The organism is Ruegeria sp. CDSA033, assembly GCF_059612305.1.
The window spans coordinates 157,236-174,011 of sequence record NZ_JBXWQI010000004.1; the positions used below are offsets into that span (position 1 = coordinate 157,236).

Consider the following 16,776-nt stretch of genomic DNA (forward strand, 5'->3'; position numbering starts at 1 on the left):
CTGATGAACGTGCAGAACACCGTAGAACTACATAAAGCAACCAAAGCGTCCGCCGATTGGTGGCGGGGCGGAGTGATATACCAGATCTATCCGCGCAGCTTTCAAGACAGCAACGGCGATGGTATCGGAGACCTCAGGGGTATCACCCAAAGGCTTGGTTACATCGCGTCGCTTGGTGTCGACGCGATCTGGATCTCGCCATTTTTCAAATCGCCGATGAAGGACTTTGGATACGATGTCAGCGACTATCGTGATGTTGATCCGATGTTTGGCAGCATGGAGGACTTTAACTATCTCCTGGATCAGGCGCATTCAGTTGGGCTGAAGGTGATGATCGACCTCGTGTTGTCGCACACGTCGGATCAGCACCTATGGTTCAAGGAGAGCCGATCCAATCGCGAAAATGCCAAGTCCGACTGGTATGTTTGGGCTGATCCCAAGCCCGACGGCACGCCACCAAACAACTGGCTGTCGATTTTTGGTGGGTCCGCATGGCAGTGGGATTCCCGACGCCTGCAATATTATCTGCACAACTTCCTGACGTCGCAGCCGGATCTGAACTTCCATTGCCCAGACGTGCAGGATGCATTGCTGGATGTTGCACGGTTCTGGCTGGACTTGGGCGTTGATGGTTTCCGTCTGGACACGATCAACTTCTATTTCCACGACAAACAACTGCGCGACAACCCTGGCCTGCCGATGGATCAGCGCAATGCCTCTATCGCGCCCATGGTGAACCCCTATAACCATCAGGATCACCTTCATTCCAAAAGCCAGCCGGAAAACATCGCCTTCCTCGAGCGGTTGCGCGCACTAACGGACGAATACGAAGGCCGCGCTTGTTTGGGCGAGGTTGGCGACGCGCAGCGCGGTCTTGAGATCATGGGCGAGTACACCAGCGGCGATAAACGCATGCATATGTGTTATGCTTTTGAGTTTCTCGAAAAACGCGCTTTGACCGCCGCATACGCCAAGCAGGTATTTGATCAGTTGGAAGAAAAGGCTGGCGATGCATGGCCTTGCTGGGCGTTCTCAAACCACGATGTGCAGCGCCACGCGTCGCGGTGGGCGCTAGACGACGCTGCCATCCGTCAGCACGCCGTTTTGATGATGTGCCTGCGTGGGTCAGCGTGCTTGTATCAAGGAGAAGAGCTTGGTCTGCCCGAGGCGGACGTACCATTTGAACATCTGCAGGACCCTTACGGCATAGAATTCTGGCCGGAGTTCAAGGGCCGTGATGGCTGCCGCACTCCGATGGTTTGGGCTGCGCAGGACGAACAGTCCGGGTTCAGTACTGGTGCCCCCTGGTTGCCCGTCAGCCAAACGCAAGCCGAGCAAGCGGTAGACCGTTTGGAGCAACAACCAAACTCGATGCTGCATCACTATCGCCGCGCGATTGCGTTGCGCCACGCGTATTCTGCACTGATGTTAGGGCAGCAGCTCGACATGACCCAGTCGGGCCCGATCCTGACCTTCCTGCGTGAGGACGATGCCCAGCAGGTCTTTTGTGTATTCAATCTGGGATCTGACAGCGCGGAAGTCACACTGCCCGACGGTAACTGGCAGGTGATCGGGGAGGAGTTGGGCGGCGTCGCAGGGGCGGGGACAATAACCCTCGGTGCGGCCCAATTCTGTTTGATGGCTCGGGTACAGGGGTAAGTCATGTCTGAACTCAATCTCACGGATGTCGCTAAAACGTATGGCAATGTCGATGTCCTAAAGAACATTAACCTCGACATCGAACGCGGTGAATTAATTGTATTTGTCGGGCCTTCGGGTTGCGGTAAATCCACGTTGCTGCGCATGATTGCAGGGCTTGAAAAGATCACTGGCGGAACGCTTGAGATCGAAGGCCAAATGATGAACGACGTGCCGCCCGCGCAAAGGGGCATTGCGATGGTTTTCCAAAGCTATGCCCTGTATCCGCACATGACGGTGCGCGAAAATATGGCTTTTGCGTTGAAGATTGCCAAGATGCCGTCAACCGAGGTTGATGCAGCCGTTGACCGCGCCGCTCGTATCCTACAGCTGGAACCGTTTCTGGACCGCCTTCCCAAGGCCCTTTCCGGTGGTCAGCGGCAACGGGTTGCAATCGGTCGGGCGATCGTGCGCGATCCAAAGGTCTATCTGTTCGATGAACCGCTTTCCAATCTTGACGCAGCGCTGCGCGTCGCGACCCGCATCGAAATCGCGCGTCTGAAAGAGGCAATGCCCGACAGCACGATGGTCTATGTCACCCACGATCAGGTCGAAGCGATGACATTGGCCACTCGGATTGTTGTCCTGGCCAACAAGGGGATCGCGCAGGTCGGCACCCCTCTCGAACTATATGAAACGCCTGACAATGAGTTTGTCGCGCAATTTATTGGCTCACCTGCGATGAACCTGTTGCCGGGGGTCATCACGCAGACTGGTGAGAGTACCGTCGTAAAACTGGATGGCGGTGGGATCGCGGTGACCAACATCCCGACCAATGCGGCTGACGAGGGTAAACAGGTGAATATCGGCGTGCGTCCCGAAGACTTTCACCCCGTTGAACGCAATCCGATTATGGAAGGGACTGTGGACTTTACCGAAGCACTTGGCGAAGTCACGCTGCTGTATTTTGCGGCAAAAGACGGGGAGGACCCCACAATCGCAAAACTGCCGGGGGTCCAAAAAAACATGCGGGGCCAAACCGTTGCCGTTTCAGCAGATCCGGGCAAGGTTCACCTTTTTCACCAGGGCCTGTCTATGAGAAAATAACTGTAACCCATACCTGATGGATCGAAGGGTGCGATGCAGTACGCGAATGCCCCTTTTTATATTGCTTGGACCGTTGACTGCGCTCCACTGCAGCAAGTTCCGGGATCTGTGTGCGTTGCCAAAAGCATGCAGTTTACGACTGTTTTTGGCGTGATTTCTTTCGGCCTGGCATAACAGAACCCGCTTTTCCCCAATTGGATTGCGGCCCAAAATCTGGTCCCGGACCGGACGGGCAACTGTGTTAATTTCTCAAGAAACGTTGCAGAAATAGGCTACTTCGGTCTCAATATGTGACTGCGGTCCTAGGAGGTAACTAGCCATATTTGCTAGATTAAATCGCAATCTGGACATACGAAATTCCCAATCCGTCACTTTTGGCCTGACAATGCCCCCGCAAAGTTCTAGCGTGGCACCCATAATAACAAAACAACACAGTCCAATAACGGGAGAACTAAAATATGGCTGAACGGAAAACCGTTTCCAGACGCTCGGTCCTGAAAGGCGCGGGCGCAGCAGCACTGGCAGCACCGCTTTACAGCAAAAGCGCGCTGGCATCTTCGGGTGAAATCAACATTCTGATGTGGTCGGACTATCTGCCGCCCGCATTCCTGCAAGAGTTTGAAACTCTGACCGGGATCAAGGTGAACTACACCGGCATCGGGTCAAACGAAGAAATCATCAACAAGATGAAGGCCACCAAGGGCCAAGGCTTTGACATCGTATCGCCGACGAACAACCGCTCGCTGCAGTGGGGGCCGCTGGAACTGTTGCAGCCCTTCGATATGAACAAGGTTCCGATTGATCTGGTGAACCCCGCGATGGCGCAGATCGGCACCGACGCCTGGAACTTTGCTGACAGCGGCGTGCACTGGCTGCCGCATATCTGGGGTACCGAGGGCATTGCCTACCGCACCGACCTATGGCTGCCCGAAGGCGACGCCCCGTCCTATGGGGACGTCTGGTCCGAAGCAAACGCAGGCAAGACCATGGGCCGCGCGCACTCGATGATGCTGGGCGCGGGTCTGTATATGGAAGCCTCTGGTGAGATGGAGCCTGGCTCTGTGTGGGCCGCGTACGGCGACGAAGACACCATGCGCAAGGTCTGGGGTCAGATCACCGACTGGTGCGTCGAGCGGAAGAACCGGATCAAGCTGATCTGGAACGATGCCGACACCCAGAAAAACGGCCTGTTGAACGAAGGCGTTATTGTTGGCCAGACCTGGGATGGTCCGCCGCTGGCGCTGAAATCGGCTGGTGAGCCGGTGCACTATCAGGCTCCGGTCGAAGGTGCGATGGCATGGGTCGACGGTATGTCGATGCCGACCGGTGCGCAGAACATCGATCAGGTCTATGCCTTCATCGATTTCGCCTATCAGGCCAAGCCTGCAGGTGTTGCCATCGACAGCCACGGCTACAACTCGCCAGTTCTGGGTGCCGACCAATATGCGGGCGACACCTACAAGAAGAACTTCGCCGAGGCCTATCCGGGCGACTCGCTGGCAAACCTGAACCCATGGCCTGCTGAGGCTCCGTGGTATGCCGAAACTCGGACCGAGTTCGTCAACAAGTTCAAAAGCGCCTGATTGCTTTGACAAGGTGCCCTCCGCCACTGTGCGGAGGGCTATCAACCCGCATGCCACAACGGCGTGACGGACGCTATTTCGGTGCGGTCATGGACCGTACCTGACGGAGATACCAAAAATGAGTGCAGGGGTCGGTGTAGATCTTGAGAACCTGTGGATCCGTTTCGGTGATTTTGTTGCCGTGAGGGATGCAAACGTGAACATCCACGGGGGCGATTTCTTTTCGTTTCTCGGTCCCTCGGGGTGTGGCAAAACAACGATCCTGCGGGCAGTTTCGGGCTTTCTGGAACCAAGCGAAGGCAAAGTTCTGATCGGTGGCAAGGATATGCGGGGCATCGGCCCGAACAAACGCCCGACCGCCTTGATTTTTCAGAACCTCGCGTTGTTCCCGCTGATGAAAGTGTGGGAAAATATCACCTTCTCATTGGAGATCAGCGGCGCAAGCGCCAAAGAGCGCCGAAAACGTGCCGATGAGCTGCTGGACATGATCGCGCTGCCCGACCAGGGTGACAAACTGCCAAGCGAGCTGTCCGGCGGTCAGCGCCAACGGGTTGCCATCGCCCGCGCGCTATGTGCGGAACCGGATGTGCTGCTGCTGGATGAACCGTTGTCCGCGCTGGACCTCAAACTGCGCCAGCATATGCGCACCGAGCTGCGGGAGATTCAAAAGCGCGTCGGCATCACCTTCATCTATATCACCCACGATCAGGGCGAAGCCCTAACCATGTCAGACAGTATTGCGGTCATGCGGGCTGGTGTGATTGATCAAATCGCTGATGGTAAAACCATCTACAATGATCCCAACACTGCCTTCGCGGCCTCTTTCGTAGGTGAAAACAACGTGTTCCGCGGCAAAGTTAAACAGATGATGGGGAACGAAGCGCTGATTTCAACGAACCGGTCTGGTGAATTGGTTGCACGTATCTCGTCCGCCAACCAAGGAAAGCTGAAAGTTGGGGATGACGCCATGATGTTTATTCGCCCCGAAGCTTTTGCGATCGCTGCCGATGGTGCGACAGGCGATCACTTTGTCACCGCGCGGGTGAACCACGAAGAATTCGAAGGTAACGTCTTTAACATCTTCACCGAAGGTGACGGCGGTAAAGAGATCAAGGTGTCCTTGCCAAATCTCGGCCAATCCTTCGATGACCACACAGGCCAAAACATCACGTTGGAATATGAGACCCGCAATGCGGTTCTGGTTCCGGCGGGTGAATTGGCCGCGGAATAAGGGGGCCGACTATGCCAGGCTTCCTGAAAGAATTCTTTAACCGAAACGGCATCGGCATGGGCGCCGCAATATTGGGTCTTGTCCTATTCTGGACCATTGGCCTGATCATTCTGCCCCAGCTGTCGATGCTGGATTTCTCCTTCCGTCCGAACCTGCCACCGCCCGAGATTGGCGGGCCCAAGGACGTCTATACGCTGGAGAACTATAAATACCTGATCTATGGCCCTGAAGGCGGCAGTCAGTCCTATAATGCAGTCGATCTGAGGGTCTTTTTCCGCACGCTGCTGGCCGCAGTCTGCGTGACGATCTTCAACCTGGTCCTCTGCTATCCGATTGCCTATTATCTGGGCCAGTCCAAGGGCAACCACATTCGCATCTTCGCGATCATGCTGATCATCCCTTACTGGATCAACGAGATTTTGCGTGCATTTGCCCTGCGGATTATCTTTGGTGAGACCGGTGTTTTGAATACCCTGTTCGTGGGGCTGGGCATCTGGGATACACCGTTTGACTTTATTCGCAATGACATCGCGCTCTATGCCGGTCTGGGTTATGCATACATCCTGTTGATGATCTTCCCGATGTACAACGTGATCGAAAGTCTGGATAAAAACCAGATCGAGGCGGCGCGCGATCTTGGTGCGCCATGGTGGCGGATTCACTGGCGTGTGGTCATTCCTTACGCCAAACCGGGCATCAGCTCGGGCTGTACCATGGTGTTCATGCTAAGCGCTGGTGCGCTGGCCGCGCCGCAAATCCTGGGCGGACCGTCCAGTCTGTGGTTCACGCAGCTGATTTACCAGCAATTCAATGACAACAATGACTGGCCGCAAGGTGCTGCTTACGCCATCGTTCTTCTGGTGACCTGTATCCTGTTCGTGCTGGCGATGATGCGCCTGTTCAAGGTGAACATGGGGGATATCGGGAAATGAACAATTCCTTCCTTCGTGTAAGCATCTGGGTCTATCTGGTCATCTTCTTCCTGTACCTGCTGGGTCCGCTGGTAATCATGTCGGTCACAGCCTTCAATTCCTCGGCCTTCCCGCGCATGACGCCGTGGGAGTGTCTGACCTTCCAGTGGTTCGGCGAGCTGTTTCAGGATCAGCGTATCCTGAACGGCATAAAGAACTCGCTGATCATTGGCGCCGGAACGGTTGTTCTGTCGGTGGCGATGGGTCTGGCCGGTGCGCTGATGCTGACCCAGATCTGGCCTAAGTTACGGGCGACCTACTATACGATCATCATCGCTCCGATCCTGATCCCGGGTGTTGTTCTTGGCATCTCGACTTTGGTGTTCTGGGATCGGATAAATCGGATGCTGGGACTGGGTGCAGATAGCTTCCTGTCTAACGGTATCTTCCTGACGGTAATCGGCCAATCCACCTTTATCGCAAGCTATTGCATGCTGGTTCTGGTGGCGCGCCTGCAGCGTTACGATGTGGCATTGACCGAAGCGGCGTTGGACCTTGGTGCAACGCATGCTCAGGCTTTCCGCAAGATCCTGTTGCCCTTCATGCGTCCTGCGATCGCGTCGGCTGCTGTGCTGGCATTCCTCGCTTCGTTCGAGAACTACAACACGACCACTTTCACCTTTGGTGAATACCCGACGCTTACGATCGAACTGGCCCAAAAGGTGCGCTACGGCATTACACCCGCCATTTCGGCTCTGGCCTTCATCATCGTGGCGTTGACAGTGTTCTTTGCCTTGTTGAACGAAGCCAAGCTGAAGCGTCAGGAACTGGTGGCCGCAGCCCGCAAGAGCGCCACAGTTGAGGAGCTGGCCGGCAAGATTAAGCTGCCCAGCTTCTTTGCTGGCAACATGGCGGCTGTCTTGCTGGTTGTGTTTGCGGTTGCGACGATCACTGTCGTTGGCACCGCAACGGCCTACAAACCCGGCCAATGCATCGCCAATGTGAAAGAGCAGAAACGCTTGGAAGCCGAACAACGCATTCAAGAGCTGCGCAAGCAGCGCGAAGAACAGCGTAAGAAGCGCGAGGCCGAAGAAGCCGAACAAGGTGGTGCGCAGCAATCCACACCGAAACCATCCAACAACAGTGGTTTTGGCAATGTCTTCGCGCCGAATACTCTTGGTGGGGACGCCGAGGAGGAGAGTTCAGATACTGAAACTCCGCCTTCAAACAACGGTGGCTTTGGGGGCGTGTTCGACCCCAACAGCCTGCAGACTGACCAGTAGGTTTTGAAGCTAAATCCAAAACGAGCGCCCGGAGAGGTTATTCCTCTTCGGGCGCATCTTTCTGCGTGATAGCAACGTCACATGCGTCAACGACGTCACCGTTCCATGCGACCGGTTGCGCATTGTAGTTTATTAGGAAAACATGCGTGGCCGTCTCGCGACGGCGAAACCCTTTGGGCATCGGATATAGGGTAACCTCGGTTTTGCGCGCGGCCATTTCAACGACCCGGTCCCACAATGTGTCATCCGGGAAACCTGCCAGATACCAAAGACAGTTTTCACCCAAAAGCGCAGGGGTGCCATCTGCAAATGTCAGCAAATTGGAGGCAGCCCCTGAAACCCTGTCGATCCAATGTTGCGCCGTGCCGCCGCCTTCAACGCCACGGCGGATGTTAGGCGGCAGTGTCTCGACCAAATCGACGTCGCATTTCAGACCGTTCAGACCGGGTCGTGCCCGAGGAATCTGGAAATCATGTGTGATCGCCCCGCTTCGTGGACCCAGGATGAGCAGATCACTGGCCTCCACCAATTGACGCTCCAAATTGTCGCTCACGGTGGCTATCCCCGGAGCAAGGATGAACTTGTAGCCAACACGCGGAATGTTGGTTGAGGACACGAAGTCCACAGACAAGCCCGCCCGCCGCAAGGCGCGATACGCCGAGAAAACCAGACGAAAATAGTCAAATCCCGCGCCCTGAGGCTGTGTCGACCAAGCCCAATCCGAGGCGTAGTCGAACAGGATGGCCACCTGGGCCCGTGTTTGCACAACGTTGCCTATTTCTGACAACGCGTCCGAAGTCTGCTTTGCCTCGGTCAGGGCCGGGGCAGGGCGGTTGTTGGGTGTCAGCAACCCCGCATGCATTTGTTCTTGTGCAAACGGGGCCTGCCGCCAGCGGAAATAGCTGACGACCTCTGCCCCGTGCGCCACTGCCTCAAGTGACCAAAGCTTAACCATTCCGGGTAGTGGCGCCGGATTGTATGGTGCCCAATTCACCGGGCCGGGTTGCTGCTCCATCACCCACCAACGCCCACGCCCGACCGCGCGATACAGGTCATGATGAAAAGCCTGCATGTCCGGGTCGCCCTGCTGAAGAAAGGCGGTTTTGTGCGTTTCATCCGCTTCAAGCCGGTCAGAGAGGAAGCCGATTGGATAGCTGTCCCATGTGGCGATATCCAGATCTTCGCCAACCTTGAAATGGTCGAAATCCAGCACTCGGCCCATATAGTTGTGCAACAAAGGCGCATCGGTCAAAGCGCGCAGTACATCTGCCTGGGCTTTGTTATACGCAACGACCTGATCCGAACTGAAACGCCGGAACGCCAGAACATGCGCCGGGTTGGGTTCGGTCACTGTCTGATTGGGCAAATCAATCTGATCGAAATCGCGATACTCCATCGCCCAGAATATGTTGCCCCATGCCTCGTTTAGCGCGTTAATGCTGCCGTATTGATCCTTTAACCAAAGCTGAAAGGCATGCAGAGCGACGATGCCGTAGCTGACGGTCGTATCGTGACAGCCATATTCATTGTCGATTTGCCAGGCCGCAATATGCGGGTTTCGTCCATAGCGCTCGCCCATGATCCGGGCAATGCGGACGGATTCTTGGACATAACCCGAATGGCTAAAACAATAATGCCTGCGTGAGCCGAATTTTCGTGTATTCCCCAGAACATCCACTGCCAGCATGTCTGGGTGTTTCTCAAGCATCCACCGCGGAGGCGTCGCAGTGGGCGTCCCCAGCACAACCTTGAGCCCAGCCGCCCCAAGCGTTTCGATTGCACGGTCCAGCCAACCCAACTGCAGTTCGCCTGGAGCCGGCTCCATTCGGCTCCAGGCAAACTCACCGATCCGGACCCAGCTTATGCCAGTTTCAACCATCCGAGCTGCGTCTTCGGCCCACATGGCCTCGGGCCAATGTTCCGGGTAATAGCAAACACCAAGTTCTGGTTTCATAGAAGGACTCTGTGTTCTGCCTGGCCTGTGCCCGCGTCCAATGCGCCAAAGGTCATGCCATTGGTTGGTTGTGTTTCAACAGTGTCTGCGTCCAACCCCTGACGGGCAGTGGTGCAAAACAGTGTTGTCAGATCGTCGCCGCCAAAAGCGGGACAAGATGTATGTGCGGCCTGAAACGAGACGGCATGCCGAAACCGCCCGTTCGGATCATAGCAGGCGACACGGTTTGCCCCCCATTGGGCGATCCAGATATTGTCTTCTGCGTCAACCACTGCGCCATCGGGGTAAAGACCATCAGCGCTCAGGTCGAGAAACACCGTGCTATTCCCTTCGGGCCAGCCCGTGTCAGGCTCCAGCGAGCAGCGCCTGACCTGTTGTGTGACTGTATCGGTGTAATAGACACAGGACCTGTCTGGGGCAAAACAGATCGCGTTCGAGATTGTAACCTCGGGCACAAGCAGGCGCAGCTCACCCTGCCAGTACCGATAGATCGCACCAGCCTGCTTTTCAGCGTTCATTCCCATCGTCCCGATCCAGAACCCGCCCCACGGGTCTGCGCGCCCGTCATTGGAGCGGGTGACCGGGTTGTTCGCCTCAAGCGAGACGATCAGATCTTTTTGACCACTGTCCAAACCAAACCGCCACAAACCGGTTTCCGAGGCCATCACTATTGTATCCCGGTCCACCCAACCTGCCGCTGAGACATGTTCCGAAAACTGCCAGCTGTGTTGCTCGCCCGCTGTCTGCGTCATCAGACGTTTGTTGATGATGTCGAACCAGAACAGTTGCTTGCGTTCAGGATGCCACAGCGGCCCTTCGCCAAGCTCACATGGACGGTCGTCAAAAACAAAGCTCATCCAGCAGCCTCGTCATAGGCAGCGACGATCCGCTTGGCCTGACCAGCAATTTCCGCGACGGACATCCCCGGTTTGAACAGGGCCGATCCGATGCCAAACCCGTCTGCCCCAGCCTTGATCCATTCGGCGAAGTTCTCAGGTCCAGCGCCACCAACGGCATAGACCAAAGTACCCGATGGCAATACAGGTCGCAGTGCGGCCAGACCAACTGGCCCGGCAATGACACCAGGGAACAGTTTTAAGCCAGTGGCACCAGCTTTTAGCGCAGCAAACGCCTCGGTCGGGGTATAGACGCCCGGCCAGCTTTGCATGTTAAGCGCGACAGAACGCACAATGACCTCGGCGTCATAATTTGGGGAAACGATCAGCTTTCCGCCAACTTGCGAAACGGCCTCTACCTGCTCGGGGGTCAGAACCGTACCAGCGCCGATCAATGCTTGATCGCCGAATGAGCTGGCCAACGATTCAATGCTGTTCAGCGGGTCAGGCGAATTCAACGGCACCTCGATCTTGTCGATACCAGATTCGATCAGAGCATGGCCTACATCGACGGCTACTGACGGTTTCAAGCCACGCAAAATGGCGATGATGGGGCGGCTCATGCGGTTTGCCTCGTAAGTTTGCGGGCCTGCGCCAGACCTGCCAATGTGCATTGAGTTGCGTTAGCGGTGTCTACGAAAGCGCCCTGTAGTTGCAGCGCACGTGCGTAGATTTGGGACATCCCCTCAGCGCCGATGATTGCCAGCTGCTGCCCCAACCAGTAGGGGCGTGTTGCGCCCAACTCGGCCCCGATCAAAAGCCCGGATAACTTGGCTCGGGCTGTCTCCTTGTCCTGATCGTGCAACAAATCCGCCGCTCGCAGTCCGAACAGGCGCGCAGCCAATTGTTCGGGTTTGGACAACGCGTCTGCCGTAGCTTCTGCGAAGGCGTCGGCGTCCCAGCCGTCACCGACCGAATGCTTGAGCACTGATTGCTCGGAGAGCAGTTCAAACATCTCACCTGTCATGAACGTTCGAAAGCTCACGACTTCTCCTGCGCTGATCTGAACCCATTTTGAATGCGTCCCGGGCAGACAGATAACCCCGTCCCAGTTCGGGCGGGTTGCCAGAAAGCCAGATATTTGAGTTTCCTCACCACGCATAACGTCTGGCGGTGCGTTCTGTTTGAGACCAGGCACCACAAATGCGCGTATCCGCGCATCGGTTCCCGGTACTCGTATAGGTGCATCCGGCAGCGGCGCTGACGGGACGGCCGAGTAGGGTGCTTCGATCCAACCTTGCCGCGCACCGACCATACCGCAAGCCACAACGTCGACAGGTTCAGCACCCAGCCAGTCGGCGATCAGGTCAAGCAAGGCAGATTGAAACGCATCTCTGCTCAGCCGGGCCATTCCCCGATCAGACTGGGATTGCGCCAGTACGGTGCCGCCCTGCATGGCCCAGGCCCGCAGTTGGGATGTTCCCCAGTCGACGGCTATCCACTCTGCATTCATGGCCTTACCCCGTTACTACAACGCCGCCATCGACGGCCATGCACTGTCCGGTCATCGCGCGGCTGGCATCCGAGGCCAGGAACAATGTCGGTGCGATCATGTCTTCGGGCGTCAGGTGTTCTTTCAGGCACTGGCGCTCCAAATGCGCTGCCAGGTCATCCGGCGTCGCCCACATATCAAGTTGCTTTTGCGTCAAAACCCATCCGGGAGCCAGCGCGTTGATACGAATTTTTTGCGGCCCCAATTCGCGTGCCAAAGATCGCGTCATCCCGGTAATCCCGGCATTCGACGTCGTATAGATTGGGTACCCCGCATTCCCCATCATGTAGCTGATCGAGCTGAAGTTGACGATTGAACCCCCTTTGCCAGTCATTTGGCGCGCAGCCTCCTGACAGGCGAAGTAGTAGGCCTTGAGGTTCACCTCAATCATCCAGTCCCAGAACTCGGCGGTGGTTTCCTCAAGCGAGTGACGCTTGTCGTTAGCGGCGTTGTTGACCAACACATCCAAAGGTCCATGTGCCTCGGCAGCCTTTTGCATAGTGGCGTGCAGCAATTCGGTATCCGTCATGTCGCCCTGCATGAACAGCGGCGCGCGACCATGTTTGTCTCGCATTTCCTCAACGAATGCGCTGGCGTCCGAGCGGCCGATAAAGGCAACGTTTGCGCCCTGGGCCAAAAAACCGTCTGTCAGTGCGGCCCCTACACCAGAGCCGCCGCCGGTAATATAGACCGAGGCGCCGTTTAGATCGTGGAAAGTGGCTGGATGGTCCATCAGTGGCTCTCTCTGGTCACAAGGCGGGTGTCTTTGCCGACGAGGAAATCTAGGTCCGCGCCCTGATCGGCTTGCAGCACGTGGTCGACATAGAGTTTCGCATAACCGCGCGTGTAGTGCGGATCATCCGGTTGCCACGCGGCGCGGCGGGTTTCCAGCTCCTCAGCGGCGACAAGCAACTCCAATTCCCCGTTGCTGGCAGAAACCCGGATACGGTCCCCGGTGTTGACGAGTGCCAGCGTACCGCCTGCCTGTGCCTCGGGGCTGACATGCAGGATGACGGTGCCATAGGCGGTGCCGGACATGCGGGCGTCAGATATGCGGATCATGTCGCGGACGCCTTCCTTCACCAGTTTGGCCGGGATCGGCATGTTGCCGACCTCGGGCATGCCGGGATAGCCCTTTGGGCCGCAGCCCTTCAGGACCAGAATGGTTTCAGACGTTACTGGCAGATCATCCCGGTCAATATTTGCTTTCAAGTCTTCGATGCTCTCAAAAACGTAGGCCTCGGCTTCTGTTTCCAGTAGCGCATCCGTCGCGGCCGAGGGTTTCACAATGGCCCCGTTGGGCGCGAGGTTCCCGCGCAGCACGCGCAGACCAGCGGCGGGTTTCACCGGATCGTCGAAGGGGCGGATGACGTCGGGGTTAAAGCATTCTGCCCCTTCAAAATGCGCCGAGATATCTTTGTTCAGAACGGTTTTTGCGGGGCGCAGGAAGGGTTTCAACTCGTTCAGAACCACCGGCACACCGCCCGCGTAGCAGAAATCCTCCATCAGGTATTTCCCTGAGGGCATGCAGTTCACCAGCAGCGGGATTTCCGACCCGATTTCAAAGTCTTTCAGCGTCAGGTCTACGCCCGCGCGGCCCGCCAGCGCGAGTAAATGCACCACTGCATTGGTCGAGCCGCCAACGGCTGCGTTGGCCAGAATGGCATTTTCAAAGGCCTCTTTGGTCAGGATGTCCGAAGGTTTAAGGTCTTCATCGACCATCTCGACAATCCGTTTTCCGGTCAGGTGCGCCAGCGCCATCCGGCGGGCATCAACTGCGGGTAGGGCGGCGTTGGTCGGGAGGGACATGCCCATCGCTTCGACCAGCGACGCCATGGTCGAGGCGGTGCCCATGGTCATGCAGACCCCGGCGCTGCGTGACATACCGGATTCGGCGTTCATGAAGTCCTTCAGTGTCATCTCACCAGCGCGTACAGCTTCTGAGAATTTCCAAACATCCGTGCCCGAACCAATGTCTTTTCCCTGGTACTTCCCGTTCAACATCGGGCCAGAGCTGACCACGATAGAGGGCAGATCTACCGAAGCGGCCCCCATCAGCTGCCCCGGCGTGGTCTTATCGCAACCACCCAAAAGGACTACGCCGTCGATGCCATAGGCGCGAATAGATTCCTCGACATCCATCGCCAGCAGGTTGCGGAACAGCATGGCAGTTGGCTTCATCTGGGTTTCACCCAGTGACATCACCGGGAATTCGACCGGAAATCCTCCGGCCTCCCACACGCCACGTTTGACGCCTTCTGCCAGATCACGCAGGCCCGAGTTGCAGGGCGTGAGTTCCGACCAGGTGTTGCAGATACCGATGATCGGGCGACCATCGAACGCGTGATCAGGAAAGCCTTGGTTCTTCATCCAAGATCTGTGGATAAAGCCATCCTTGTCCAGCTTGCCATACCAATGCTGAGAGCGGCGTTTTTTTGTCATTGTTTTTCAGCCTTCTAAAATTGGGATCAGGCCGCCTTGGCGGGTTTGCACCAATCTGGCAACCAATCGGCATGTGCCACCAACAGGTCACTAACCAAGCTGCGGATCTGACGCAGGTCCAGTTCAGCGGCCGTATGCGGGTCCATCATAGCGGCGTGGTAAATGTATTCTGGGTTCTGCTCAACCAATGCCCGCACAGTCAGTTCCTGCACGTTGATCTGGCTGCGCATCAGCGCGATCAGCTGGGGCGGAATATCTGTTACGACCGAAGGTTGGACACCGTTAGTGTCGACAAGGCAAGGTGTTTCGACAGCCGCGCCAAGGGGGAGTTGAGGGATCTGTCCAGTATTGGGCAGGTTCCCATACGCCACGTAGGGCGTATCAGTCACGATCGCATTCATCAGGTCAGCGGCGAACTCATGGCTTCGGATCACTTCAATATCACGCCCGTCAGTCAGGGTCTTTGCCTGTTCTTTCCAACTGGCGATCTGTTCCTCGCAACGGGTTGGGTATTCATCCAGAGGGATGCTGAACTGCTCAATCAGGTCCTGGCGGCCATCTTTGATGAACCATGGAACGTATTCCGCCAAGTGTTCTGAACTTTCCGTGCAGAAATAGCCCAGATGTTCCATCACTTCATACCGCACCTTGTTGGGGCAACGTGGCATCAAAAGCGGTGGTTTGGGAATTTGCCCGCCGGCATACCCTTGCCGCAATGCCGGGTAGAGGTCGCGCCCGCCATGCTCTAGCCGCAGGAAAAAGGCCACGTGGTTCACGCCTGCCACCTTGTAGCGGAACTCGTCCTTGGGCAGGTCCAGATCGTGAGCAAGTTCTTCAACGGTGTTTTGGACAGAGTGACACAGGCCGACATGTTTCAGCGCCGGGAAACGTTCTGCCAGCGCCCATGTGTTGATCGCCATCGGGTTCACGTATTGCAGCAGCGTTGCGTTTGGGCAGAGCTGCATCATGTCTTGTGCGACGTCCCACAACACAGGAACCGTGCGCAGGCCTCGCATGATGCCGCCGACGCCCAGGGTGTCAGCGATGGTCTGGCGCAGGCCGTATTGTTTGGGGATCTCGAAATCCGTCACCGTGCAGGGTTTGTAGCCGCCGACCTGGAAGGCGGTGATGACGAAATCGGCGCCTTCAAGCGCGGCGCGCCGGTCGGTATGCTTTGAGACAGATGCCCCTGTTCCGACAGAGCGGATCATCGCCCTGGCGACGGCCTCGCTTTCGGCAAGGCGCACGGGATCGATGTCCATCAGCGCAAAATGGCTGTCGGCCAGTGCAGGTGTCAGCAGGGCGTCGCCCACGATATTCTGCATGAAGATCGTGGAGCCTGCCCCGATAAAGGTGATCTTGGTCATGTGGCAAACCTTTGGTTTGACGTTATTTTACGGCACCGAGGGTCAAACCCGCGATGAAGTGTTTCTGCATGAGGAAGAACATGGCCACCGGCGGCAGAGCCGCGACGATGGAACCGGCACTCATTAGTTGATAGGCCGCTCGAAATTGGGCGTTAAAACTGGTTATACCTGCTGTCACGGGTTGGCTTTCCGCACCCTGTGTCAGGACAACAGCCCAGAAGTAGTCGTTCCAGATGAAGGTGAAAATCAACACACTGAGGGCCGCGATCGCCGGTTTCATCAGCGGTAGGACCACGTACCAGAAAATGCGCCATTCACTGATGCCTTCAACGCGAGCCGCCTCGATCAGTTCGAAGGGCAGGGCGCGGATAAAGTTGCGCATGAACAACGTGCAAAAGCCTGTTTGGAAAGCAATGTGGAACAAGACGAGGCCGGTTTTGGTGTTGTAGAGACCCAACTCCAACGTCAGGTCGCGCACCGGAACCATTAGAATCTGGAACGGGACGAAGTTGCCCGCAACAAACATGAAAAAGATCCAGATGTTTGAGCGGAATTTATAGATCCCCAGTGCAAACCCGGTCATGCAACTAAGCGCAACGGCACCGATCACTGTTGGAATGGTGATCATGAACGAGTTCAGCAAATAGCGTGGCATGTCCGAGTTGAAGAATACCTGCCCATAGTTGTAGGCACCCTCAAAGCTGGACGGCATCCCCCAGTAGTTTGCGTTGGTAAAGTCGGCTGCCGGCTTGACCGAGAACAGCGCTACCGCCAACAGGGGGCCGAGCCACAGCAGCAGTGCCAGGGGCAGCATCGCCTGGTAGGTGATCTGAGCCCCGCGGGGTTGTTTTTCGATGGGTTTGGGAAACATC

At 56.6% G+C, this 16,776-nt stretch carries 14 protein-coding genes; 6 read left to right on the top strand and 8 right to left on the bottom strand.

What is annotated here, in order from left to right; all coding sequences use genetic code 11:
* Window positions 1-3: 3 nt before the first annotated feature.
* The 6 genes from AC2FLA_RS07650 to AC2FLA_RS07675 all read left to right on the top strand — a co-directional run bounded on the left by AC2FLA_RS07650 (window position 4) and on the right by AC2FLA_RS07675 (window position 7,753).
* Window positions 4-1,659, top strand: coding sequence for an alpha-glucosidase (locus tag AC2FLA_RS07650; protein WP_496721506.1), 1,656 nt, complete (start codon window positions 4-6; stop codon window positions 1,657-1,659).
* Between the two features lie 3 nt (window positions 1,660-1,662).
* Entirely contained in the window at window positions 1,663-2,745 is a 1,083-nt protein-coding gene (locus AC2FLA_RS07655; protein WP_496721507.1) for an ABC transporter ATP-binding protein, read from the top strand.
* A 458-nt stretch (window positions 2,746-3,203) separates the two neighbouring features.
* Entirely contained in the window at window positions 3,204-4,328 is a 1,125-nt protein-coding gene (locus tag AC2FLA_RS07660) for an extracellular solute-binding protein (protein ID WP_108859641.1), read from the top strand.
* Between the two features lie 118 nt (window positions 4,329-4,446).
* Entirely contained in the window at window positions 4,447-5,559 is a 1,113-nt protein-coding gene (locus AC2FLA_RS07665; protein WP_496721508.1) for an ABC transporter ATP-binding protein, read from the top strand.
* Between the two features lie 11 nt (window positions 5,560-5,570).
* Complete coding sequence (locus AC2FLA_RS07670; RefSeq protein WP_496721509.1) at window positions 5,571-6,491, top strand: ABC transporter permease; 921 nt, start codon at window positions 5,571-5,573, stop codon at window positions 6,489-6,491.
* Window positions 6,488-7,753: an ABC transporter permease gene (locus AC2FLA_RS07675; RefSeq protein ID WP_496721510.1), complete on the top strand. Its 1,266-nt coding sequence runs from the start codon at window positions 6,488-6,490 to the stop codon at window positions 7,751-7,753. The genes AC2FLA_RS07670 and AC2FLA_RS07675 overlap by 4 nt, the downstream gene beginning before the upstream one ends.
* Window positions 7,754-7,790: 37 nt before the next feature.
* On the opposite strand, the gene AC2FLA_RS07680 is transcribed toward AC2FLA_RS07675, so the two are convergent.
* The 8 genes from AC2FLA_RS07680 to AC2FLA_RS07715 are packed head-to-tail and all read right to left on the bottom strand — an operon-like array spanning window position 7,791 to window position 16,775.
* Window positions 7,791-9,707 carry a beta-galactosidase gene (locus tag AC2FLA_RS07680; RefSeq protein ID WP_496721511.1) on the bottom strand — a complete coding sequence of 639 codons (1,917 nt, stop codon included), beginning with the start codon at window positions 9,705-9,707 and terminating at the stop codon, window positions 7,791-7,793.
* Window positions 9,704-10,564: an SMP-30/gluconolactonase/LRE family protein gene (locus AC2FLA_RS07685; RefSeq protein ID WP_496721512.1), complete on the bottom strand. Its 861-nt coding sequence runs from the start codon at window positions 10,562-10,564 to the stop codon at window positions 9,704-9,706. Before AC2FLA_RS07685 ends, AC2FLA_RS07680 begins: the two co-directional genes overlap by 4 nt.
* A complete protein-coding gene (locus tag AC2FLA_RS07690) occupies window positions 10,561-11,166 on the bottom strand; it encodes a 2-dehydro-3-deoxy-6-phosphogalactonate aldolase (RefSeq protein WP_496721513.1) in 606 nt (201 codons plus the stop codon). Before AC2FLA_RS07690 ends, AC2FLA_RS07685 begins: the two co-directional genes overlap by 4 nt.
* On the bottom strand, window positions 11,163-12,056 hold the full coding sequence (locus AC2FLA_RS07695) for a 2-dehydro-3-deoxygalactonokinase (RefSeq protein WP_496721514.1): 894 nt from the start codon (window positions 12,054-12,056) through the stop codon (window positions 11,163-11,165). The genes AC2FLA_RS07690 and AC2FLA_RS07695 overlap by 4 nt, the downstream gene beginning before the upstream one ends.
* A 4-nt stretch (window positions 12,057-12,060) precedes the next feature.
* Entirely contained in the window at window positions 12,061-12,828 is a 768-nt protein-coding gene (locus AC2FLA_RS07700) for an SDR family NAD(P)-dependent oxidoreductase (RefSeq protein ID WP_282119358.1), read from the bottom strand.
* Window positions 12,828-14,537, bottom strand: coding sequence for an IlvD/Edd family dehydratase (locus AC2FLA_RS07705; RefSeq protein WP_496721515.1), 1,710 nt, complete (start codon window positions 14,535-14,537; stop codon window positions 12,828-12,830). Before AC2FLA_RS07705 ends, AC2FLA_RS07700 begins: the two co-directional genes overlap by 1 nt.
* A 26-nt stretch (window positions 14,538-14,563) precedes the next feature.
* The gene (locus AC2FLA_RS07710) at window positions 14,564-15,904 is read right to left on the bottom strand and encodes an alpha-glucosidase/alpha-galactosidase (protein ID WP_496721516.1); all 1,341 of its coding nucleotides are present in this window, start codon (window positions 15,902-15,904) and stop codon (window positions 14,564-14,566) included.
* A 22-nt stretch (window positions 15,905-15,926) separates the two neighbouring features.
* Window positions 15,927-16,775, bottom strand: coding sequence for a carbohydrate ABC transporter permease (locus tag AC2FLA_RS07715; RefSeq protein ID WP_058271994.1), 849 nt, complete (start codon window positions 16,773-16,775; stop codon window positions 15,927-15,929).
* Between the last annotated feature and the right edge of the window lies 1 nt (window position 16,776).

What these genes read in the sequence shown, in the direction of transcription:
- AC2FLA_RS07650 (WP_496721506.1), top strand. Translation starts at nt 4, where the DNA reads ATGAACGTGCAGAACACCGTAGAACTACATAAAGCAACCAAAGCGTCC.
- AC2FLA_RS07655 (WP_496721507.1), top strand. Translation starts at nt 1,663, where the DNA reads ATGTCTGAACTCAATCTCACGGATGTCGCTAAAACGTATGGCAATGTC.
- AC2FLA_RS07660 (WP_108859641.1), top strand. Translation starts at nt 3,204, where the DNA reads ATGGCTGAACGGAAAACCGTTTCCAGACGCTCGGTCCTGAAAGGCGCG.
- AC2FLA_RS07665 (WP_496721508.1), top strand. Translation starts at nt 4,447, where the DNA reads ATGAGTGCAGGGGTCGGTGTAGATCTTGAGAACCTGTGGATCCGTTTC.
- AC2FLA_RS07670 (WP_496721509.1), top strand. Translation starts at nt 5,571, where the DNA reads ATGCCAGGCTTCCTGAAAGAATTCTTTAACCGAAACGGCATCGGCATG.
- AC2FLA_RS07675 (WP_496721510.1), top strand. Translation starts at nt 6,488, where the DNA reads ATGAACAATTCCTTCCTTCGTGTAAGCATCTGGGTCTATCTGGTCATC.
- AC2FLA_RS07680 (WP_496721511.1), bottom strand. Translation starts at nt 9,707, where the DNA reads ATGAAACCAGAACTTGGTGTTTGCTATTACCCGGAACATTGGCCCGAG.
- AC2FLA_RS07685 (WP_496721512.1), bottom strand. Translation starts at nt 10,564, where the DNA reads ATGAGCTTTGTTTTTGACGACCGTCCATGTGAGCTTGGCGAAGGGCCG.
- AC2FLA_RS07690 (WP_496721513.1), bottom strand. Translation starts at nt 11,166, where the DNA reads ATGAGCCGCCCCATCATCGCCATTTTGCGTGGCTTGAAACCGTCAGTA.
- AC2FLA_RS07695 (WP_496721514.1), bottom strand. Translation starts at nt 12,056, where the DNA reads ATGAATGCAGAGTGGATAGCCGTCGACTGGGGAACATCCCAACTGCGG.
- AC2FLA_RS07700 (WP_282119358.1), bottom strand. Translation starts at nt 12,828, where the DNA reads ATGGACCATCCAGCCACTTTCCACGATCTAAACGGCGCCTCGGTCTAT.
- AC2FLA_RS07705 (WP_496721515.1), bottom strand. Translation starts at nt 14,537, where the DNA reads ATGACAAAAAAACGCCGCTCTCAGCATTGGTATGGCAAGCTGGACAAG.
- AC2FLA_RS07710 (WP_496721516.1), bottom strand. Translation starts at nt 15,904, where the DNA reads ATGACCAAGATCACCTTTATCGGGGCAGGCTCCACGATCTTCATGCAG.
- AC2FLA_RS07715 (WP_058271994.1), bottom strand. Translation starts at nt 16,775, where the DNA reads ATGTTTCCCAAACCCATCGAAAAACAACCCCGCGGGGCTCAGATCACC.